The sequence below is a fragment of the Paludisphaera mucosa genome, from assembly GCF_029589435.1.
Classification (GTDB): Bacteria; Planctomycetota; Planctomycetia; order Isosphaerales; family Isosphaeraceae; genus Paludisphaera; species Paludisphaera mucosa.
Window position 1 is genome coordinate 57673 of the sequence record NZ_JARRAG010000003.1, and the last position, 19262, is coordinate 76934.

13 protein-coding genes are annotated in these 19262 nt (G+C 70.8%); 6 read left to right on the plus strand and 7 right to left on the minus strand.

What is annotated here, in order from left to right; genetic code table 11:
- Window positions 1-771 precede the first annotated feature (771 nt).
- Complete coding sequence (locus PZE19_RS30485; RefSeq protein ID WP_277864442.1) at window positions 772-5184, plus strand: tetratricopeptide repeat protein; 4413 nt, start codon at window positions 772-774, stop codon at window positions 5182-5184.
- 46 nt (window positions 5185-5230) lie between these two features.
- On the opposite strand, the gene rfbA is transcribed toward PZE19_RS30485, so the two are convergent.
- Complete coding sequence (rfbA, locus tag PZE19_RS30490; protein WP_277864443.1) at window positions 5231-6124, minus strand: glucose-1-phosphate thymidylyltransferase RfbA; 894 nt, start codon at window positions 6122-6124, stop codon at window positions 5231-5233.
- Window positions 6125-6438: 314 nt separating this feature from the next.
- Between rfbA and PZE19_RS30495 the strand changes: the two genes are divergently transcribed.
- Window positions 6439-7998: an FHA domain-containing protein gene (locus PZE19_RS30495; protein WP_277864444.1), complete on the plus strand. Its 1560-nt coding sequence runs from the start codon at window positions 6439-6441 to the stop codon at window positions 7996-7998.
- A gap of 136 nt (window positions 7999-8134) precedes the next feature.
- On the opposite strand, the gene PZE19_RS30500 is transcribed toward PZE19_RS30495, so the two are convergent.
- From PZE19_RS30500 to PZE19_RS30515, 4 genes are all read right to left on the minus strand, one after another.
- Window positions 8135-8827, minus strand: coding sequence for a sugar transferase (locus PZE19_RS30500; protein ID WP_277864445.1), 693 nt, complete (start codon window positions 8825-8827; stop codon window positions 8135-8137).
- 807 nt (window positions 8828-9634) lie between these two features.
- The gene (gene rfaE2, locus PZE19_RS30505) at window positions 9635-11044 is read right to left on the minus strand and encodes a D-glycero-beta-D-manno-heptose 1-phosphate adenylyltransferase (protein WP_277864446.1); all 1410 of its coding nucleotides are present in this window, start codon (window positions 11042-11044) and stop codon (window positions 9635-9637) included.
- A gap of 107 nt (window positions 11045-11151) precedes the next feature.
- The gene (locus PZE19_RS30510) at window positions 11152-12438 is read right to left on the minus strand and encodes an ABC transporter ATP-binding protein (protein WP_277864447.1); all 1287 of its coding nucleotides are present in this window, start codon (window positions 12436-12438) and stop codon (window positions 11152-11154) included.
- A gap of 68 nt (window positions 12439-12506) precedes the next feature.
- The gene (locus PZE19_RS30515) at window positions 12507-13415 is read right to left on the minus strand and encodes an ABC transporter permease (protein ID WP_277864448.1); all 909 of its coding nucleotides are present in this window, start codon (window positions 13413-13415) and stop codon (window positions 12507-12509) included.
- A gap of 445 nt (window positions 13416-13860) precedes the next feature.
- On the opposite strand from PZE19_RS30515, the gene PZE19_RS30520 reads away from it, so the two are divergent.
- Window positions 13861-14883, plus strand: a complete 1023-nt coding sequence (locus PZE19_RS30520; RefSeq protein WP_277864449.1) for a glycosyltransferase — start codon at window positions 13861-13863, stop codon at window positions 14881-14883.
- Here the strand turns inward: PZE19_RS30520 and PZE19_RS30525 are convergent.
- Both PZE19_RS30525 and PZE19_RS30530 read right to left on the minus strand, forming a co-directional pair.
- Complete coding sequence (locus PZE19_RS30525) at window positions 14878-15504, minus strand: serine O-acetyltransferase (protein ID WP_277864450.1); 627 nt, start codon at window positions 15502-15504, stop codon at window positions 14878-14880. The two genes, PZE19_RS30520 and PZE19_RS30525, sit on opposite strands and share 6 nt — an antisense overlap.
- A gap of 37 nt (window positions 15505-15541) precedes the next feature.
- Window positions 15542-16558 (minus strand): glycosyltransferase, encoded by a 1017-nt coding sequence (locus PZE19_RS30530; protein WP_277864451.1) that lies wholly within the window; start codon window positions 16556-16558, stop codon window positions 15542-15544.
- A 236-nt stretch (window positions 16559-16794) separates the two neighbouring features.
- Between PZE19_RS30530 and PZE19_RS30535 the strand changes: the two genes are divergently transcribed.
- From PZE19_RS30535 to rfbC, 3 genes are all read left to right on the plus strand, one after another.
- The gene (locus tag PZE19_RS30535) at window positions 16795-17592 is read left to right on the plus strand and encodes a glucose-1-phosphate cytidylyltransferase (protein ID WP_277864452.1); all 798 of its coding nucleotides are present in this window, start codon (window positions 16795-16797) and stop codon (window positions 17590-17592) included.
- Window positions 17593-17663: 71 nt separating this feature from the next.
- Window positions 17664-18662 carry an NAD-dependent epimerase/dehydratase family protein gene (locus PZE19_RS30540; protein ID WP_277864453.1) on the plus strand — a complete coding sequence of 333 codons (999 nt, stop codon included), beginning with the start codon at window positions 17664-17666 and terminating at the stop codon, window positions 18660-18662.
- A 35-nt stretch (window positions 18663-18697) separates the two neighbouring features.
- On the plus strand, window positions 18698-19246 hold the full coding sequence (gene rfbC, locus PZE19_RS30545; RefSeq protein ID WP_277864454.1) for a dTDP-4-dehydrorhamnose 3,5-epimerase: 549 nt from the start codon (window positions 18698-18700) through the stop codon (window positions 19244-19246).
- Window positions 19247-19262: the final 16 nt, after the last annotated feature.

Here is a 19262-nt window from a genome sequence, read left to right on the forward strand (position 1 = left end):
GGGGTATGTCCGGTGCATCGTGAGTGCACGCCCCAAGTATGTCCGGTGCATCGTGGCGAGTATGTCTGGGTAATCGCTAAAACGGCCCCCTTCCATGCTCGGTCTATCGGTATGGGCGCGAGTCCACTAGGGTCCGGATATCGGTAGTGTTCGGATGGTCGCGACCGGCCCCGTCTCCGAAGTATGCGCCATGAATCGGCATGTCCCCCTGGACACTGCGGATTGGGGCGCGCGTAGGGCCGGGCCGCGCGGCGGAGACGGGGGTCGGCCGGCCGCACGCCGGGTCTCGTGGGGGGCGCCGGGGCGGCCGAGGGCGGCCACCCGGTCGACCATGCTCGGTTAATCGTCGTGGACGCCTGGACCCGCCGCCGGCCGCGACCGCCGCCGTGCGACGAAGTATGTCCGGTTAATCGCTACCGTCCCGGAGGGTCGGGCGGACTCGGGGGGATGAGACGACGCCGTCGGCGATCCGGCGACGACCCCGAACCATGTCCGGTTAATCGTGGGTGCAGACCCTCGATCGACGTCGTCGGCCTCGGTTCCCCGATTGCATGTAAGATTGTCGAATTGGTCCGTCTTATTTTGAATGGGACGACGTATGGACTAAGGTGGAACTTGAGGGTCCGCGCGTCGTTGTCGGACGACCGGACGCCTTGATAGACTGGTGACGGCGGCCTCTGCGGCGTTCGGGCCGCCTTCGCCACGTCGCCCGTCCGCTTCCGCCCGCAGACCGTCGCACCCCGCGCCACGCACCACTTGAGAGGCTGCTTCATGGGACCGAAGACATTGAGGCGACTGGCCTTCGCGGCCGTGGTCCTCGTCTTGGGCGTCGTTTCCGTCTTCCTGCTCCAGCGCTATCAGGTCTCCCGGATGGGGCGGAGCAACCTCGCCCGGGCGGTCCAGGCCGAGAAGGCCGGCGACCTGGCGAAGGCGGAGGAGCTGTACCTGCAGCACGTCCTGGTCTTCCCCCAGGATCAGGAGTCCCAGCTCAGCTACGCGCGGGTGCTGCTGGAGCGGTCGAAGACGCCGGCCCGGATCGGCCAGGTGGTGCAGATCTACCGCGAGATCCTCAGCCGCAGCCCCGGGCGCGACGACGTCCGCCGTCTCTTCACCGAGAAGATCGTGGAGTACGGCGGCAACAACAAGGACGACTGGAACGCCGCGCGGTCGAACCTGACGCTGCTGCTGCGGAAGACCCCCGACGACGGCGACCTCGCCTACCTGATGGGCCGCGTCCAGGTGAAGGACGGCGACCCCAAGGCCGCGCTGGCGTCGTTCCAGGCCGCCGTCACCCATCACGCTCGCAGCCGGATCGACGCCCGCCAGCAGATGGCGGCGCTGTATCGCGGCGAGGCGCTGAACCAGCCCGAAGAGGCCGATCGCGTCATCGACGAGATGGTCAAGGAGGAGCCCGGCGACTACCGCGTGCACCTGGAGCGGGGCCGATACCGCAAGAAGTATGGCAAGGACCTCGCGGCCGTCGCCGCCGACTTCCAGGAGGCCTCGCGGCTGGCGCCCCAGGAGCCCGGGCCCTATATCGAGCTCTCGCAGCTGGCGCTCGAGCGGACGCCCCCGGACGCGGCGGAGGCCGCGCGGATCGTCAAGCAGGGGCTCGCCGCCGCCCCCAAGTCGGGCCTGCTCTATCGCCAGGCCGCCTTCCAGGAGTTCCGCGCGGGCGACGTGGGCGCCGGCCTCAAGATCATCCGCCAGGGGCTCGAGGCGCTCCCCGACGACGCCGAGCTGCGGGTGACCCTGGCCGAGGTGCTGGCACGCCAGGGCGCGACGGCCGAGCTCCGAGACCAGTCTCAGGAGCTCGCCCGCATCGGCATCGGCCTGTACCCGGACTACTTCGCGGCCTGCGCCTACGTGAACGCGCGGGACTGGGCGTCGGCCAAGCGGATCCTGCTCGAGCGGCTCGCTCCGCAGGACCTCTCCTTCAACCTGCCGTTCCGATCCAAGGTCAGCTACCTGCTGGCGCAATGCTACGGCAACCTGGGCGACGACGACCGCCGCCGGACGGCCCTCGCCAGCGCGGTCCGCGACGACCCCGACAACGTCCAGGCCCGGGTCGCCTGGATCGCCGAGATCGCCGGGCAGGGCCAGGCCGACAAGGCGCTCGACGAGTACCGCGAGATGGCGGTCAAGGTCGGCACGGCCCGGCCCCAGCTGGCGAGCCTCCTGATCGACCGCTACAAGCAGCAGCCCGACCCCGCCAAACGCGACTGGAAGGGGGTCGAGGCGCTGATCGACCAGATCGCGAAGGACGACCCGACGTCCTCGCAGGCCCCCTACCTGCGCGCCCAGATGCTGACGGCCCGGGGCCTGTCGGACGACGCGGCCGCGCTGCTGGCCGCCGCCCGGGCCAAGGCCCCCCGCGACCCGGCGGCCTTCACGCTCTGGATCGCCTCGGCCGACATCAAGGCGGCCAAGCGCGACTGGCCCGCCGCCTTCGCGCTCCTCGACGAGGCGCGAGACGTGCTGAAGGTCGACTCCCTGGAGCTGCGCCTGGCCCGCGTGAAATACCTGACGGCCCGGGGCGGCCCGGACGTCGCGGCCTCCCTGGTCGCGCTGACCCGGGGGGTCGAGGGCCTTCCGATCCAGCAGCGGATCGCCCTGCTGGAGACGGTCGGCGACGAGCTGCTGCGACTGGGCGACACGGCCCAGGCGTCGGCGATCTGGGCCCGGTACGCCGAGATCGCGCCCAACGACCTCCGCCCCCGCAGCAACGCGCTGTCGCTCGCCCTGCAGACCAAGGCCGACCTGACCCCCGAAGAGGCCGCCCGCGCCCGCGCCGACATCGAGAAGGCCCTGGCCGAGGTCCGCCGCGTCGAGGGGGCCGAGGGGCCGGTGGGCCGCCACGGCGAGATCAAGCTCCTCCTCTGGCGCGCCAGGGTCTCCAAGGACGCCGCCGAGAAGCTGCGGCTCCACGCCGAGACCCGCACGCTCCTGGCCGAGCTGCGCAGCCGACGCCCGGACTGGTACGTCGTCCCCCTGACGACCGCCGAGCTCGAGGAGCAGGAGCTCGCCGAGGCCAAGGGCGAGGACCGGCGACGGCGGGTGGGCCGGCTGGCCGACCTCTACGCCCAGATCATCGAGATGGGCCAGACCAACATCGCCGTCGTGAGGCGCGCCACCGAGCTCCTCATGGAGGCGGACCGGACCGCCGAGATCGCCCCGCTCTGGGCGAAGGTCCCCGTGCTGAACAACGACTCGCGATCCTCCGTCGATTTCGAGCGGTCCATCCTCGACAACGTCATCGCCAAGAAGGAATACGCGAACGCCGAGAAGATCGTGCGGCAGCGGGTCGCCGCCCGCCCCGACGACTTCCCCGAGCGGCTCCTGCTCGTCCAGCTCCTGCTCACGCAGAAGAAGGCCGACGAGGCGGAGTCCGAGCTCCGCCAGGCCGTGGCCGCCGCCCCGGCCGACCCCAGCCGGCGGATCTCGCTGGTCCAGTACCTGGTCGCCGGCGGCCAGATCGACAAGGCCGAGCAGGCCGCGGCCCAGGTCGAGCGCGCGGTCGCCCCCGACCGCGTCCCGCCGACCATGGCGGCGTGCTCCGACCTGCTCGTCCAGGGCTGCCAGGCGACGGCCCGCGAGGCCCAGAAGGTCAAGTGGCTGGCGGCGGCGAAGGGCTGGTACGCCAAGGCCCAGGCCGCCAAGCCCGGGGATTTCGCGATCAAGCGCACCTACGTCGAGCACCTGCTCCGCACCAGCCAGGTCGACGAGGTCGAGAAGGAGCTGACGGCCATCCTGAAGGCCGCGGCCGACCCGGCGAAGGCCGTGAACCCCGCCGACGTCGCCTGGGCCAAGCGCACCCTCGCCCTGACCTACGTCGCCCGCTCCGAGCTGACGGGCGACTACCAGCAGGCGCTCAAGGCCCGCAACCTGTACGCCCCGCCGGGCCAGGCCGACGTCAAGCTCCCCGAGGAGGCCGAGGACCTCCGCGTCCTGTCGCGGGTCTACGCCGCCCAGAAGATCATCCCCTACCGCATCAAGGCCGTCGCCATCCTCGAGAAGCTCGAGGCCCAGCGCCAGGCGAACGACGAGGACCGCTTCCTGCTGGCGCGGATCTACCGGGCCGAGGGCCGCTGGGACCGGGCCCACAAGCTGTTCGGCGAGATCGTGACGGAGAGCCGGAACCCGTCCACGTCGCAGGAGCTCAACCAGCGGGTCGGCCGCCTGGCCTACTACGCCTCGGACCTGATCGCCCACGTCCAGGGCGACGATAACCGAGAGGACGCCGACGAGGCCCAGACGCTCGTCGACCGCCTGCGGAAGCTCCAGCCCGACGCCTTCAACGTCCTGGCCCTGCAGGCCCGCCTCGACAAGGCGAACGGCAAGATCGACGAGGCGACGAGGCGCATCAAGGAGATCGCCGACCGGCCCCAGCTCGCCCCCGCGCTCGCCCGCGCCATCGGCGCGCTGGCCGAGAACCTGGGCCTGCTCGACATGGCCGAGGGGGTCTTCAAGCGCAACGCCGTCTCCTCGGCGCGGCTCCCGGACCAGCTCGAATACGCGGCCTTCCTGGGGCGTCGCGGCCGCGTCAAGGAGGCGCTCGACGTCTGCGAGCCGCTCTGGAAGGCGAGCCCGAACCCCGAGCCGGTCGCCCCCACGGTGATCAGCGTCCTGCTCTCGTCGCACGAGTACAAGGACGCCGTCCAGATCGCCCGCGTCAGCGGCTGGATCGAGCGCAGCCTCGAGCAGAAGCCCAACTCGCCCCTGCTGATCATCGCCCTGGGCACCATCCGCGACCGCGAGCAGCGCTACAGCGAGGCCGTCGAGCTCTACCGCCGGGCCGTGGGCCAGAGCGGCGGCGAGGTCATCCCGCTGAACAACCTCGCCTGGCTGCTGACCCTGCAGGGCGAGAAGGGGGCGGGCCCCCTCGAGATGATCAACAAGGCGATCGCCCTGCGGGGGCCGATCCCCGAGTTCCTCGACACCCGGGCCGTCGTCTACCTGACCAACGGCGAGGCCCGCCGCGCCGTCGAGGACCTGGAGAACGCCGTCGCCATCGACCCCTCGGCCTCGCGCCACTTCCACCTGGCGCGCGCCTACCTGGCGGCCGGCGACCTCGAGGCGGCCCGGCGGAACATGGTCATCGCCCGCGAGAAGGGCCTGGGCGACGCCGACGTCCACCCCCTCGAGCGGGACGCCCTCGCCCAGGTCGAGAAGGCCCTGAAATGAGCCGCCGGGCCGCCGGGGGCGACCTCGCCCCCGGCGGCCGCCCCGGTCACTCGCGGCCGGCGGGCGTCGGCTCGTCGTCGATCAATTCCCGCAGGTAGCGGCCGTAGTCGTTGGGGAGCTTGTCGGCGATCCGCACCACCTGGTCGGCCGTGACGAAGCCCTGGCGGTAGGCCACCTCCTCGATGCAGGCGATCTTGAAGCCCTGCCGCGCCTCGATCGTCTCGACGTAGCTGGCCGCCTGCATCAGCGACTCGATCGTGCCGGTGTCGAGCCAGGCGAAGCCCCGGCTGAACAGCTCGACCCGCAGCTCGCCCCGCTCCAGGTAGATCCGGTTGACGTCCGTGATCTCCAGCTCGCCCCGCGGCGACGGCTTCAGCCCCGCGGCGATCTCGACGACCCGGTTGTCGTAGAAGTACAGGCCGGTGACCGCGAAGTGCGACTTCGGCCGGGCCGGCTTCTCCTCGATCGAAAGGGCCTTGCCGTGAGCGTCGAACTCCACGACGCCGTACCGCTCGGGGTCCTTCACCGGGTAGGCGAAGACCGTGGCCCCGGAGCCGAAGCCGCCGGCCCGGTCGAGCATCCCCTGGAAGCCCTGGCCGTGGAAGATGTTGTCCCCCAGGATCAGGGCCGCGTCGCCGTCGCCGATGAACTCGCGGCCGATCAGGAAGGCCTGCGCCAGCCCGCCGGGCTCGGGCTGCACGGCGTACTCGATCGACAGGCCCACCTGCGAGCCATCGCCCAGGACGCGGCGGAAGCCGCCGATGTCGTCGGGCGTGGAGATGAGCAGGATCTCGCGGATCCCCGCCAGCATCAGCGTCGACAGGGGGTAGTAGATCATCGGCTTGTCGTAGATCGGCAGGAGCTGTTTGCTGACCGCCCGCGTGATCGGATAGAGTCGGGACCCGGCCCCTCCCGCGAGGATGATGCCTTTGCGAGTCATGCCCTGGAGATCCTTTGCTGTAAGCCCGGACGCCCCGTCCCGGGAGGGGGACGGCCGACGCGACGCGGGGCCGGCCCCCGACGTCGACTCCCCGGTAGACTAACGCCTCGGACACCGGAACTCAAACCGGCGGCGGCCCCCCGCGGGCCCGCCGCGATCGCGCCTTTGTCGACGGCGGCCCGGGCGGGTAGACTGGAACCGAGGTCGGCCGGACGCCTTGCATGGCCGGAACCGCCGCCGAGTCCGCCCGCCCCGACGGCCCGCCCCCACGACCCCGCGCCCGCCGGCGCGACGCGTCAGGACCACCCGGATACATGAAATCGTTCTTGGACGCATGTCGCCTGGTCGAGCCCCTGGAGCTCGTCGTGGAAGCCGCCGGCGAGCCCGACGTCGGCGTCCGCCTGCTGCACCAGCCGTTCGCCCTGATCGGCCGCGACCCCCGCGCCGACGTCCCGCTCGAACACCGCCTGGTGAGCCGCCGCCACGTCTACCTCCAGGTCGTCGAGGGCCACGCCTTCTGGATCGACCTGGAGAGCCGCCTGGGGACCCTGGGGGGCGGTCGGCCCCGGAAATACGGCTGGCTGACGCGCGAGGAGAACCTGCGGATCGGCCCCTACGAACTGCGGCGGCCTCCCGGGGCCCAGGTCGCGGGCGGCGACGACCGCATCCCCGACGTCATCCCCCTGGTCGCCCGGTCGTACGGGACCACGCCCTGGCCGGAAGTCGGCCTCGAATTCCTCAACGGCCCGTCGCGGGCCGCGGTCTGGCCCATGAACCGGGTCGTCTCGCTGGTCGGGTCCGCCGCCGGCTGCAAGTTCCGGCTGGCCGACCCCAGCGTCTCGCTCTTCCATTGCAGCCTCGTGCGGACCCAGGCCGGGCTGTGGGTCGTCGACCTGCTGGGGGGCGGCGTCGAGGTCAACAACGCGGCCGTCCGCTACGCCCTCCTGGCCGACGGCGACGTCCTGGCCATCGGCCGATATCGGATCCGCATCCAGAGCCGCGCCGCGCTCGAGGGCCCGGCGTCGCGAGGGGGATACGACGCCGCGGGGCGGGCCGACCGCGCGGGCGCGGGGTCCCGGGCCCTCTCGCTCGTCCGGTCGCCGTCGCCGGGCGGCACGGAGCTCGCCGTGACCCGTGAGGACGAGGACGACGAAGGGGCCGGACGCGGCCGCGCCATCCAGGCGGTGACCGTCATCCCCGTCGACCCCGAGGGCGGGAACCTCGGCGATTCCGTCTCCGTGCTGGTCCCGCTCATGAACCAGTTCGGCATGATGCAGCAGCAGATGATGGACCAGTTCCAGAACGCGATGGGGATGCTCGTCGAGATGTTCGGCTCGCTCCAGCGCGAGCAGATGGACCTGATCCGCCAGGAGCTGGATCAGCTCCGCGACGTGACCCGGGAGTTCCAGGACCTCAAGGCCGAGCTGGCGGCCTACACCCGCGAACGCGCGGAGGCCTCGGCGGTCGCCGCAGTTCCCGCCCCCGCCTCGACTCCGGGGCCCCTGTCAGAGACGGCGACGCCGTCCTACGCCCCGCCGCCTCTCGACCCCGCCCCGATGACGCCCCCCGCGGTCGCGTCCATGACCGCCCCGCCCGCGGCCCCCGTCGTCGAGGCCGCGGGCGACCCCGTCCCGAAGCCCGAGCCCGCGACTCCCCGGCCCGACGGGGCGAGGCCCGCGGCCGCCGCGCAGGTCGGCAAGGAGCCCTCGCGGGACCCGAGGCGGACCCCGGCCCGACCCCGCCCCGAGAAGCCCGCCGGCCCCGGCGGCGACGGCGACGTGATGCTCTGGCTCAACCAGCGGATCAGCACGCTCCAGGAGGAGCGCGAGTCGCGGTGGCAGAAGATCCTCAAGCTGCTCCCCGGGTCGTCCTGAGCGCCGGCCCGGCCCGGCCCGTCGGGACGGGCGGTCGTTCGAAAACGAATCGGCTTCCGAGTTTCGAGGCTCGGAAGCCGTTGATCCAGATCGGGGATCGGTTTGAAGGGCCGGCGGGGAGAGCCCGCGGCCCGGCTCAGCAGGCGCCGCGGCCGACGATCACCGCGATGAACGTGCGGACGATGATCACGAGGTCGCCGAAGATCGACCAGTTGTTGGCGTATTCGACGTCGAGTTCCACCATCCGGGAGTAGTCGACGGCGCTGCGGCCGCCGACTTGCCAGGGGCCGGTGAGGCCGGGCATCACCTGCAGGCGACGGCGGTAGCCCTCGCGGTCCAGGGACTGCAGCATCTCGCTGTCGCGGAGCTGGAGCGGACGCGGCCCGACGACGCTCATCTCACCCCGGAGGATGTTGATCAACTGGGGCAGTTCGTCCAGGCTCGACTTCCGCAGGAACCGACCCAGGGGGGTGACCCGGGGGTCGTTCTTGATCTTGAACAGGACCCCGCCGGCGGACTCGTTCCGGCCTTCCAGCTCGTCGAGCTTCTGCTCGGCGTCCGCCTGCATGGTGCGGAACTTGATCACCCAGAAGAGCCGACCGCGGTGGCCCCGCCGCAGCTGGCGGAAGAAGATCGGGCCGGGCGAGTCGAACCGGATCAGGAGGGCCACGGCCAGCATGACCGGGGCGAGCAGCAGCAGTCCGACCAAGGCCCCGCTGAAATCGATCGCCCGCTTGGCGTGCGACCGGGCGGCCTCCGCGTAGGAAGGCCAGTTGGATTGCAGGGAGAGGAGGGCGGGCAGTTGGAGTTCGTCCTGTTGGGGAATCATCGTCGTTTCGTAGAGCTCCGTGGGGGGAGACGATGGCGATGAAGACGACAGAGCGTTCATCGTTGCTGGCTCTCCGTTGTTGGTGACGCACCCTGTTGGCAATCCTAGGTCGCGGTCGTCACCGAGGAACAGAGCGGCGGGGGGGTGTTCGAGTTCGACCATCATGAGGACCAGCTGTAACGGGCGTCCAGGCGAATCGGAGGTAGTGTAACAACCAAAGTCGGGAGCGTCAACCATTGTGCGGCATTGCGTAGATTGTCGGAATCAATGATGAATTCGGGTTGCAAATATCCATCACGCGAGCGTCGTAGCCCGCCGTTCGTCAGGAATCAAGCCCGGGATGGCCATCCGAGGACGGCCGGAACCGGGGGACGGCCCTGCAGTCGAGGACTCGTTCGTCTGGGAAAGATGCGGAGGAGGGTAAATCGCATCTCACCTTGGAGGCTTGATCGAGAACTCGCTTGTGCAGAGCAAATCCCACGCCACGAGTCGATTGAGTCCAGTCGTGTCGATGAGGCGACCAGCTGCATCCTTTGGCCATCTAAAGAAAGATATGGCCGTTCGCGCTTGGATGCAGGCCCGGCGATCTATTCTACGAATGACGAGGGGGGGCGTGACAACGCAAAATGGAAAAGCGGGTTCCCGTTTTTCGTTATAAAAAGCCAGCAATACAGCATCCAAGCCTTTTTGCGCCGGAGAATTCGCGGCGGGAAAGCGCAGAATGAGAGGATCGACGGGAAAACGTCGATCCGGGCGCCCGTTTCGGGGGCAGGCGGCGTGGGGGGATTGCCCGCGGGAGAGGCAGGGTCAGCCAGCCTTGCGATCGAGGATCGCGGTCGTGCTGAGCCCGGGGACGAGGGGCAGGGCGACGACGCGGCCGCCCCGTTCCAGGACGAGGTCGGCCCCGGCGATCTGGTCGATCGTATAGTCGCCCCCCTTGACCAGGACGTCGGGCTCGAACATCCGGATGAGGGCGACGGGCGTGGGGTCGTCGAAGAGGACGACGACGTCGACGCAGGCGAGCCCGGCCAGCAGGCTGGCGCGGTCGTCCTGGCGGATGACGGGCCGGGCCGGGCCCTTGAGGCCGCGGATCGACGAGTCGGAGTTGAGGCCGACGACCAGCAGGTCGCCGAGCCGCTTGGCGCCCTCCAGGCAGGAGAGGTGGCCGGCGTGGAGGATGTCGAAGCAGCCGTTGGTGAAGACGATCCGCCGGCCCCGGCGGCGGGCCTCGGCGAGCAGGGGGGCGGCGTCCTCGCCGCGGAGGATCTTGGGCGAGAGCCCGCCCCAGGCGGCCTGAAGCTCGCCGGCCTGGACGACGTAGGTCCCCGGGCGGCCGACGGCGATGCCGGCGGCCGTGTTGGCGATCCGGCAGGCGTCGGCGATCGGCCAGCGGTCGCCCAGGCAGGCGGCCAGCACGGCGACCACGGTGTCGCCGGCCCCGGTGACGTCCGAGACGTCGCGGGTCCGCGAGGCGATGTGGTGGATCGCGCCGGGGAGGGCCAGGGTCATGCCGTGGGGGCCCCGGGTGATGAGCATGGCGTCGGTCCCGAGGGCCGCCCGCAGCTCCTCGGCCGCGCGCCCGGCCTCGTCGTCGTCGACCAGGGGGCGGCCGACGGTCCGCTCGGCTTCCGGCTGGTTCGGGGTGACGACGGTGGCGCCGGCGTAGGGGCCGAAGTCGACCTTCTTGGGGTCGACGACGCAGGGGACGCCCCGGCTCCGACAGGCGGCGATGATCGCGCGGGCGACCTTGGGGGTGATGACGCCCTTCTCGTAGTCGGCGAGGACCACGGCCGTCTGGTCGGCGATCAGCGGCAGGACGCGTTCCAGGACGGCGTCCTCGCAGGCGGCGAACCGCGCGCGGTCGCCGTCGCGGTCCAGCCGCAGGAGCTGCTGATGGGCCTCGGAGAGGATGCGGGTCTTGCTGACGGTGGTCAGCTCGGGGCGTTCGACCAGCTCCAGGCGGGCGACGCCCTTGACGGCGAGCGCCTCGCGGAGCTGCGCGCCCTCGGCGTCGGCGCCGACGAGGCCGGTCAGGGTCACGTCGCAGCCCAGGCCGGCGAGGCCGGCCGCGACGTTGCCCGCGCCGCCGGGCGTGCGGACCTCGCCGAGCAGGCCGACGACCGGGACCGGGGCCTCGGGCGAGATCCGCCGGACGTGGCCGTGGACGTGGCGGTCGAGCATGACGTCGCCCACCACCAGGACGCGGTTGTCGAACATCGCGGGCCTCCTTGCCTCGCCTCGCCCCGCCACGGCCGACCGCCGGGGGAGCGGGCGCATCGGCCGGACATTCTAGCGGCCCGCCGCGTCCTGGCGAGGCCAGTTCCTCAGGCGTGTCCGGCGTCGGCCGTCGCGAGGGTCGACTCGCGGCACCAGGGGAGCTGGACGCCCAGCACGCCGGGCCGCGACTGGTCCCGGCTGTTCAGGTCGCGGAGGGTGAACTCGCAGCAGTCGTAATGGTGGTCGAGGACGCCGGTGAACATGGCGGCGCTGCCGACGGTCAGGACGTAGCCGGTGGCGGCCAGCAGGCGGGCGGGGATGACCACCTCGAACGTGTGCGTCCCGATCCCGAGGGCCTCGGTGTGCTCGGGCGTGAGGTCGCGGACGTCGGAATGCAGGACCCGGGTCCCTTCCATGTTCTGCACGTAGAAGGAGATGTAGGTCTCCATGACCGGCTTCCGCACCTGATAGACCATGCGGATGCGGATCGGCTCGTCGCAGGTGAAGTCGCTGGCCCGGCTGCCGTCCTCGTGGAGCACCTCGACCTCGACGAACTGGCTGGGCTTGGAGAGGTCCTCCGCGAACTGGGCCCCCGACGCGCCCCGGTCGGAGTCGCTCTTCATGTAGGCCCGGATCACCTCGTCGACGGGCCCGATCAGGGAGACCCGGCCTTTCTCCAGCCAGACGCCGTCGTCGCAGAGCTGGCCCAGGGCGCCCATGTTGTGGCTCACGAACAGGACGGTGCGGCCCTCGCCGGTGGCGACCTCGCGCATCTTGCCGAGGCATTTCTTCTGGAAGGCGTAGTCGCCGACGGCGAGCACCTCGTCGACGATCAGGATCTCGGGCTCGAGGTGGGCCGCCACGGCGAAGGCCAGGCGGACGAACATGCCCGAGGAGTACCGCTTCACCGGCGTGTCGAGGAAGCGGTCGACCTCGGCGAAGGCCACGATCTCGTCGAACTTGCGGGCGATCTCGGCCCGCCTCATCCCCAGGATCGCGCCGTTGAGGTAGATGTTCTCGCGGCCGGAGAGGTCCAGGTGGAAGCCGGTGCCGACCTCCAGGAGCGAGGCCACGCGGCCCCGGAGGTGGATCGAGCCCGACGTCGGGTCGACGATCCGGCTCATGATCTTGAGGATGGTCGACTTGCCGGCGCCGTTGCGGCCGATCAGGCCGACCACCCGGCCCCGCTCGACCTCGAACTCGGCGTCCTTCAGGGCCCAGAACTCCGAGGTCCGCCGCGTCGGCCCCCCGGACTTGCCGAGCAACATCCGCCGCATCGAGGAGGCCGCGTCGTTCACCGCCTCGCGGAGCGAGAAGCGGACCAGGCCGTCCTCGCCGCCGCGAAGGATGTAACGCTTGCTGAGCTTGTCGACTCTGATGATCGGTCGGTTCATGGTCGGAGGGTCGCCGGGATGGACTGGGGTCGAGGGGACGCGGCCGGCCGGTCGAGGATCGCCCGGGCTCAGACGAAGTCGGCGAAGAGCCGCTCGTTGCGGCGGAAATAGTGGATCGCGAAGAGGAACAGGCCGATCGCCACCCCGGACGAGATCAGCAGGCAGCCCCACTGCACCGGGAGGCCCAGGATCGACGCGCGGAAGGCGTCGGTGATGCCGAACATCGGGTTGAGCGAGAGGAACCACCGGTACCTGGGCGGGACCGTCGGGTCGATCGTGTAGAAGATCGGGGTCATGTACAACATGACCTGCGTGAGGAACGGGATGATGTGCTTGAAGTCGCGGTAGAAGAGCGTCAGCCCCGCCAGCATGACCCCCATGCTCAGCGAGGCGATCAGGATCAGCAGGAAGAAGACCGGGATGAAGACCGCCGTCCAAGCGGGGGCGATCCCGTAGTACAGCAGCAGCAGGCCGTACACGAGCAGCGACAGCAGGCCGTCGACCAGGAAGACGGCCGCCGCCGTGAACGGCAGGAAGAGCCGGGGGAAGTAGACCTTGGTGACCATGTTCAGCTGGTTCACCAGGCTGTTGGCCGCCGCCGGCATGCCCTGCGAGAACATCGTCCAGGGGATCAGCGCCGCGAAGACGCAGACCGGGATGGGCAGGTCCATCGGCATCGGGATCTTCATCATCCGCGAGAGGAACGTGAAGATCACGAGGGTGATCAGCGGCTGGAGGATGGCCCAGGCGCCGCCGAGTATCGTCTGCTTGTAGCGGGCCGCGACGTCGCGCCAGACGAGGAAGGCGAGCAGTTCCCGGTAATCGTACATCTCCTTCCAGTTGACGGCCCGCCAGCCGGGGGTGGGGTGGATGACCATGTCGTGCTCGCCCTCGACCGGCGGAATCGGGTCGGCCGTCAAGCCGCCCGGGCTCGGGCTTCGGTTGGGGACGGCGAGCGTCGCTTCGGACTCGGTCATGACGGGATGACATCCATTTGGGCTGGGGGGATCTCGCGCCGCCGGGGCGGCGTCCCGGGAGTTGCGGGCCCCTGGAAGAGGCGAGGGGGCCTGGCGGGGGCGGGGTCGGCGAAGCCTGGTCGAAGACGCTTATTTGATCGGCGGGCGGCTCCCGGCGTCAAGGGAGTCCTCGTCGCGGCGGCATGGCCCTGGGGCGCGGCCTCGCGGCCCGGCACCCTTGCCAGGATAACGCCCCGGCGCCCCCGAAGTAAAGACGGCCCGGCCGCCGCGAGGCGCGCGTGAGCCCGGCCGATCAGCGCGGGGGGCGTCGGCGACGTTGAACGCCGCGCGGCCGGTCTGCTAGAATCCGGCCCGGCGAGCCCTGATCGACGGGGCCCTCTGAAGACGCCCCGCACGGGCCGGGGCCGCGTCCCGCGCCGCCCCGGCGAGAGGATGGATCTGGCGAATGGATGACCTCGGCCTCGTCGCGATCGGTCGGAACGAGGGCGACCGCCTGCGCCGCTGCCTGGCCTCGGCGGGGGGCCTCGGCCTGGTCCTCGTCTACGTGGACTCGGGGTCGAGCGACGGCAGCGTCGACCTGGCGAGGGGCCTGGGGGCGGACGTGGTCGCCCTGGACCTGGCCTCGCCGTTCACCGCCGCGCGGGCCCGCAACGAGGGCCTGGAGCGGCTGCTCGCGATCGCGCCCGGGGCCCGGTACGTGCAGTTCGTCGACGGCGACTGCGAGCTGGCCGCGGGCTGGATCGACCGCGCCCGCCGCGAGCTGGACGAGCGTCCCAAGGCGGCCGTCGTCTGCGGCCGACGCCGCGAGCGCCGGCCCGACGATTCGGTCTACAACCGCCTGGCCGACCTGGAATGGGACACGCCGATCGGCGAGGCGAAGGCCTGCGGCGGCGACGCCATGATGCGGGTCGCGGCCCTGCGCGAAGTCGGCGGCTACGACCCGTCCCTGATCGCCGGCGAGGAGCCCGAGCTTTGCGTCCGGCTCCGCGGCGCGGGCTGGACGGTGCATCGCGTCGACGCCGAGATGACGCTCCACGACATGGCCATGACCCGGTTCGGCCAGTGGTGGCGGCGGGCGGCCCGCGCCGGCCACGCCTTCGCCGAGGGCGCCGCCCTGCACGGCCGCCCCCCCGAGGGCCATTTCGCCCGCGAGACCCGCAGCATCGTCGCCTGGGGACTGGTCGCTCCGGCCGTCGCGCTGGCCCTGGCCTGGCCCACGCGGGGCCTGAGCCTGGCGGCCTTCGCGGCGGTGCTCGCGCTGCTCGCGGTCAAGGTTTATCGTTATCAGCGCGTCCGCCGCGGCCGGAGCCCGGCCGACGCGCGTGCCTCGGCCGCCTTCACCGTCGTGGGCAAGTTCGCCGAGGCCCAGGGCGTCGTGCGCTACTGGCTGGGCCGGCTCAGCGGCCGGAGGAGCCGCGTCATCGAGTACCGGGGCCCGGTCGCGGCCGGCGGCGGCCCGGGCTCATGAGCCGCCGCCTTCCGGGACGGCCCGCCTGATCACCCGCGCCGGGATCCCCACGGCCGTCGAATAGGGGGGGACGTCGGCGACGACCACGGCGTTGGCCCCGATCAGGCTGTCGTGGCCGATCGTGACGTCCCCCAGGACGCAGACCCCGCAGCCGACGTCGACGCGGTCCTCGATGATCGGGATCGCCCGCAGCCGGTCGCGGGTCGCGACGCCGAACGTGGTGCAGTGGCGGATGTGCACGTCGTCGCCGATCGACCGCGCGTGCAGGACGATCCCGCCGTGGTGCCAGATCCGCACCCGACGGCCCAGCCGCACCGTGTACGGCAGGTGGACGCCCCCCAGCAGCTCGGCCCACGCCGACAGGAACCGGTGGAGCAGGCTGAACGGCGCCCGCAGGAGCTTCGGCCGCACGCCCATCCGCCAGTTGCCGAAGCGGTGGAGGGCGACGGCCCAGAAACCGGGCTCGAACCAGGCGCCGTCGTGGGTCCGGAGGTCCTCGCGGATCAGGGCGAGGAGGCCGATCCCCGGCGGGTTCTGGTTGCCGTCGCCGTGGTTCAGGGGCGGGAGGTCGTCGTCCGGGGCGGGGGCGGGGGGGGCCGCGTTCGCGGGATGGGCCGTCATGGATCTTCGAACCTCCGGGGAGGGCCTGCCGCGGGCTTCACGCGTTCGGCGACGTCGCCATGGCGCGGGCGGCCATGGCGGGGTTCTCCACCTCGCGGACCGCGAAGCCCGTGCGGAACACGCTGTGGCGGAACGAGTCGGCCAGGAAACATTCGGGGTCGAGGTCGGGCTTGGCCTGGATCCGTCGGCGGAGCCGCCAGGCGGCGTAGCCGGCCAGGAAGGCCGCGTCCGCGAGCGCCGTGTAGGCCGCGCCGTGGTTCTTCAGGAAGAACCGCCGACGGGCCTGGAACCAGTAGGCGGGCCGGCGCTTGGCCTTGGTCGCCGAGCCCCCCTTGATGCCGGTGGAGGCGCCTTCCAGGTGGACGATCTTGCTCGCCGGGACGTACCAGACCTCCCAGCCGGCCCGGTGCGCCCGCAGGCAGATGTCGATGTCGTCGAAGTAGGTGTAGAGGCCCTCGTCCAGGAGCCCGATCCGGTCGAGCATCGTGGACCGCAGGATCAGGCTCGCGCCCGCGAGCCAGTCGGCCGGGCCCGGCTTCGAGTGGTCGACCTCCAGCCGGCCGGCGAGGAGCTTCGACAGGGCCCCCACCCGCAGGCCCCGATCCAGCTCGGAGCCGATGCCGGTGAAGAGGAACGGGGAGGCCTGGATCTCGCCCTCGGGCGAGAGGAGCTGGCTGCCGGCGATCCCGGCCCGGGGGTGGGCGTCCATGAAGTCGACCAGGGCGGTCATGGCGCCCTCGACGACGATCGTGTCGGCGTTGAGCAGCAGGACGTATTCGGGCGGGTCGTCGGACGCCAGCGCCGGGCGGATCACCAGGTTGTTGCCGCCGCAGAAGCCGCGGTTGACCTCGACGACGGTGAGGTCGGCCCAGGCGTCCCAGCCGTTCTCGTCGATCGCGCGCCGCAGTCGCTCGGCCGCCTCGGGCCCCGTGCCGTTCTCGCAGATCCCCGCCCGCGCGCCGGGGATCCGGGCGATCTCCGGGGCCAGCGACCGCAGGCAGTCGATCGCCAGCTCGGGGACCTTGTAGCAGAGCACGACGACGAGCAGTTTCATGGAACGCGCCTAAAGGGGAATTGTCGGACCGGCCGCCCGTCTTGTATGGTATTACACGGCCGCGCCGATCGGGTCGCCGATGTGCGATCCCGGGCGGCGAGTGAAGGTTAGGTGAAGCCGGCCGACGGCCGGGGCCGGGGAGAGAGATCCATTGAATCCTCCGGGCCCGGCCCTGACAAGGGCCGCCTCGGGGAAAAGGCCGGCCGGCCCCAGGTCCCATCGCGCGGGGGAATTCGGTGAAAGATCGCCTCTCGGACGTGCCCGTCTTCGTGCTCTGCGGCGGCCTCGGGACCCGGATTCGCGAGGAGACCGAGCTGAGGCCCAAGCCCATGGTCCCGGTCGGCTCGCGGCCCATCGTCTGGCACATCATGCGGACGTACGCCCACTACGGCTTCCGGCGGTTCATCCTCTGCCTGGGCTACAAGGCCGAGGTCGTGAAGTCGTACTTCCTCAACTACGCCTCGATGAACAGCGACTTCACGGTCGAGCTGAAGAGCCACAACGTGGTGGTCCACTCGATCGACCACGACCAGGACTGGGAGGTCACGCTGGCGTTCACCGGCGAGCTGACCATGACCGGCGGCCGGGTCGCCCGCGCCGCGGCCAAGTACCTGGGCGACGCCCCCCGCTTCGCCGTCACCTACGGCGACGGCGTGACCGACGCCAACCTCGCCGACGAGTACGCCTTCCACCTCGAAGGGGGCAACCTGGGGACCGTGCTGGGCGTCAACCCGCCGTCCCGCTTCGGCGAGCTGAAGCTCGAAGGCGACAAGGTCGAGGAGTTCGCCGAGAAGCCCGAGTTCGTCGACAGCTGGATCAACGGCGGCTACTTCTTCTTCGAGCGCGACTTCCTCCCCTACCTGAGCGCCGACGAGTCCTGCGTCCTCGAGCGCGAGCCGCTCATCAAGCTCGCCCAGGACGGCAAGCTCGACATGTTCCGGCACCGCGGCTTCTGGGCCTGCATGGACACCCAGCGCGACCTGGAGCAGCTCAACAAGCTCTGGGCCTCGGGCCAGGCCCCCTGGGCCGTCTGAGCGCCCCCCCCGCCCGTACCTCTCGACCCACCGACCCCGCACCCCACCCACGAAAGAGCCGTCAAAGCATCATGAAAGTCTTCGTCACGGGACACAGGGGCTTCATCGGATCCCACCTGGTCGACGTCCTGAAGCAGGAGGGGCACACCGTCGTCGGCTGCGACGTCCGCCTCTTCGAGGGCTGCGAGTGGGAGCCGATCGTTCCGGCCGACGTCGATCTGGTCAAGGACGTCCGCCAGGTCGAGCACGTCGACCTCGACGGCTGCGACGCCGTGATGCACCTGGCCGCCATCTCCAACGACCCCATGGGCGCGCTCAACGCCCAGCTCACCTTCGACGTCAACCGCGACGCCTCGATCCGCCTCGCCCGGATCGCCAAGGAGGCCGGCGTCCCCCGCTACCTGTTCGCCGGCAGCTGCTCGGTCTACGGCCAGGGCGAGAAGCTCGACCTCGACGAAAGCGATCCGCTCAACCCCCTGACCGCCTACGCCCAGTCCAAGATCGAGACCGAGACCGAGGTCTCCAAGCTCGCCGACGACTCGTTCACCCCGGTCTACCTCCGCAACTCCACCGCCTACGGCCACTCGCCGGTCCTGCGGATCGACCTCGTGGTCAACAACCTGCTGGGCTCGGCCCTCTCGTACGGCGAGATCCGCATCCAGTCGGACGGCTCCCCCTGGCGCCCTCTGATCCACTGCCGCGACATCGCCAACGCCTTCGCCGCGCTGGCGCGGGCCCCCAAGGAGGTCGTCCATAACAAGGCGATCAACGTCGGGGCCAACAGCGAGAACTACCAGGTCAAGGACGTCGGCGACCAGGTCCAGCGGCTCGTCCCCGACGCCAAGGTGACGTACACCGGCGAGGTCGGCGCCGACCCCCGCAACTACCGCGTCAAGTTCGACCTGCTCTACTCGCTCCTGCCCGACTTCAAGCTCCAGTACAACCTGGCCAGCGGCATGGAGGAGCTCCACCGCAAGATGGTCGAGCACGGCTTCGGCAAGGCGGACTTCGAAGGCGACCGCTTCGTCCGGCTCCGCACGCTCAAGCACCGCATGGACCGGCTGGGCTGATCGAGAAGCCGCGGCCCCACCCGAGGAATACTCCCATGATCTTCACCGAGACGCCCGTCCCGGGCGCGTTCCTGATCGACCTGGAGAAGCGCGGCGACGACCGCGGCTTCTTCGCGCGGGCCTTCTGCGAGAAGGAGTTCGCCAAGGCCGGCCTGGTCGACCGCTTCGTCCAGATCAACAACTCGCTGAGCGCCCAGAAGGGGACGCTGCGGGGGATGCACTACCAGCTCGCCCCCGCGGCCGAGACCAAGGTCGTCCGCTGCATCCGGGGCTCGCTGTTCGACGTCGTCCTCGACCTCCGCGAGGGCTCGCCGACGTTCGGCAAGAGCTACGGCGCCGAGCTGTCGGCCGAGAACCGGCGGATGATGTACGTCCCCAAGGGCTTCGGCCACGGCTTCATCACCCTGGCCGACGACACCGAGGCGTTCTACTTCGTCGACGAGTTCTACTCGCCCGCCCACGAACGCGGCGTGCGCTGGAACGACCCCGAGTTCGCCATCGAATGGCCCATCGCGCCCGTCGTCCTCTCCGAGAAGGACGCCAACCAGCGCGACTTCGACCCCGCCTGGCACCTCACGGCCTGACCCGACGCCGGATCCC

Excerpts from the sequence above, each read along its gene's own strand:
- PZE19_RS30485 (WP_277864442.1), top strand. The coding sequence starts at position 772 with ATGGGACCGAAGACATTGAGGCGACTGGCCTTCGCGGCCGTGGTCCTC.
- rfbA (WP_277864443.1), bottom strand. The coding sequence starts at position 6,124 with ATGACTCGCAAAGGCATCATCCTCGCGGGAGGGGCCGGGTCCCGACTC.
- PZE19_RS30495 (WP_277864444.1), top strand. The coding sequence starts at position 6,439 with ATGAAATCGTTCTTGGACGCATGTCGCCTGGTCGAGCCCCTGGAGCTC.
- PZE19_RS30500 (WP_277864445.1), bottom strand. The coding sequence starts at position 8,827 with ATGATTCCCCAACAGGACGAACTCCAACTGCCCGCCCTCCTCTCCCTG.
- rfaE2 (WP_277864446.1), bottom strand. The coding sequence starts at position 11,044 with ATGTTCGACAACCGCGTCCTGGTGGTGGGCGACGTCATGCTCGACCGC.
- PZE19_RS30510 (WP_277864447.1), bottom strand. The coding sequence starts at position 12,438 with ATGAACCGACCGATCATCAGAGTCGACAAGCTCAGCAAGCGTTACATC.
- PZE19_RS30515 (WP_277864448.1), bottom strand. The coding sequence starts at position 13,415 with ATGACCGAGTCCGAAGCGACGCTCGCCGTCCCCAACCGAAGCCCGAGC.
- PZE19_RS30520 (WP_277864449.1), top strand. The coding sequence starts at position 13,861 with ATGGATGACCTCGGCCTCGTCGCGATCGGTCGGAACGAGGGCGACCGC.
- PZE19_RS30525 (WP_277864450.1), bottom strand. The coding sequence starts at position 15,504 with ATGACGGCCCATCCCGCGAACGCGGCCCCCCCCGCCCCCGCCCCGGAC.
- PZE19_RS30530 (WP_277864451.1), bottom strand. The coding sequence starts at position 16,558 with ATGAAACTGCTCGTCGTCGTGCTCTGCTACAAGGTCCCCGAGCTGGCG.
- PZE19_RS30540 (WP_277864453.1), top strand. The coding sequence starts at position 17,664 with ATGAAAGTCTTCGTCACGGGACACAGGGGCTTCATCGGATCCCACCTG.
- rfbC (WP_277864454.1), top strand. The coding sequence starts at position 18,698 with ATGATCTTCACCGAGACGCCCGTCCCGGGCGCGTTCCTGATCGACCTG.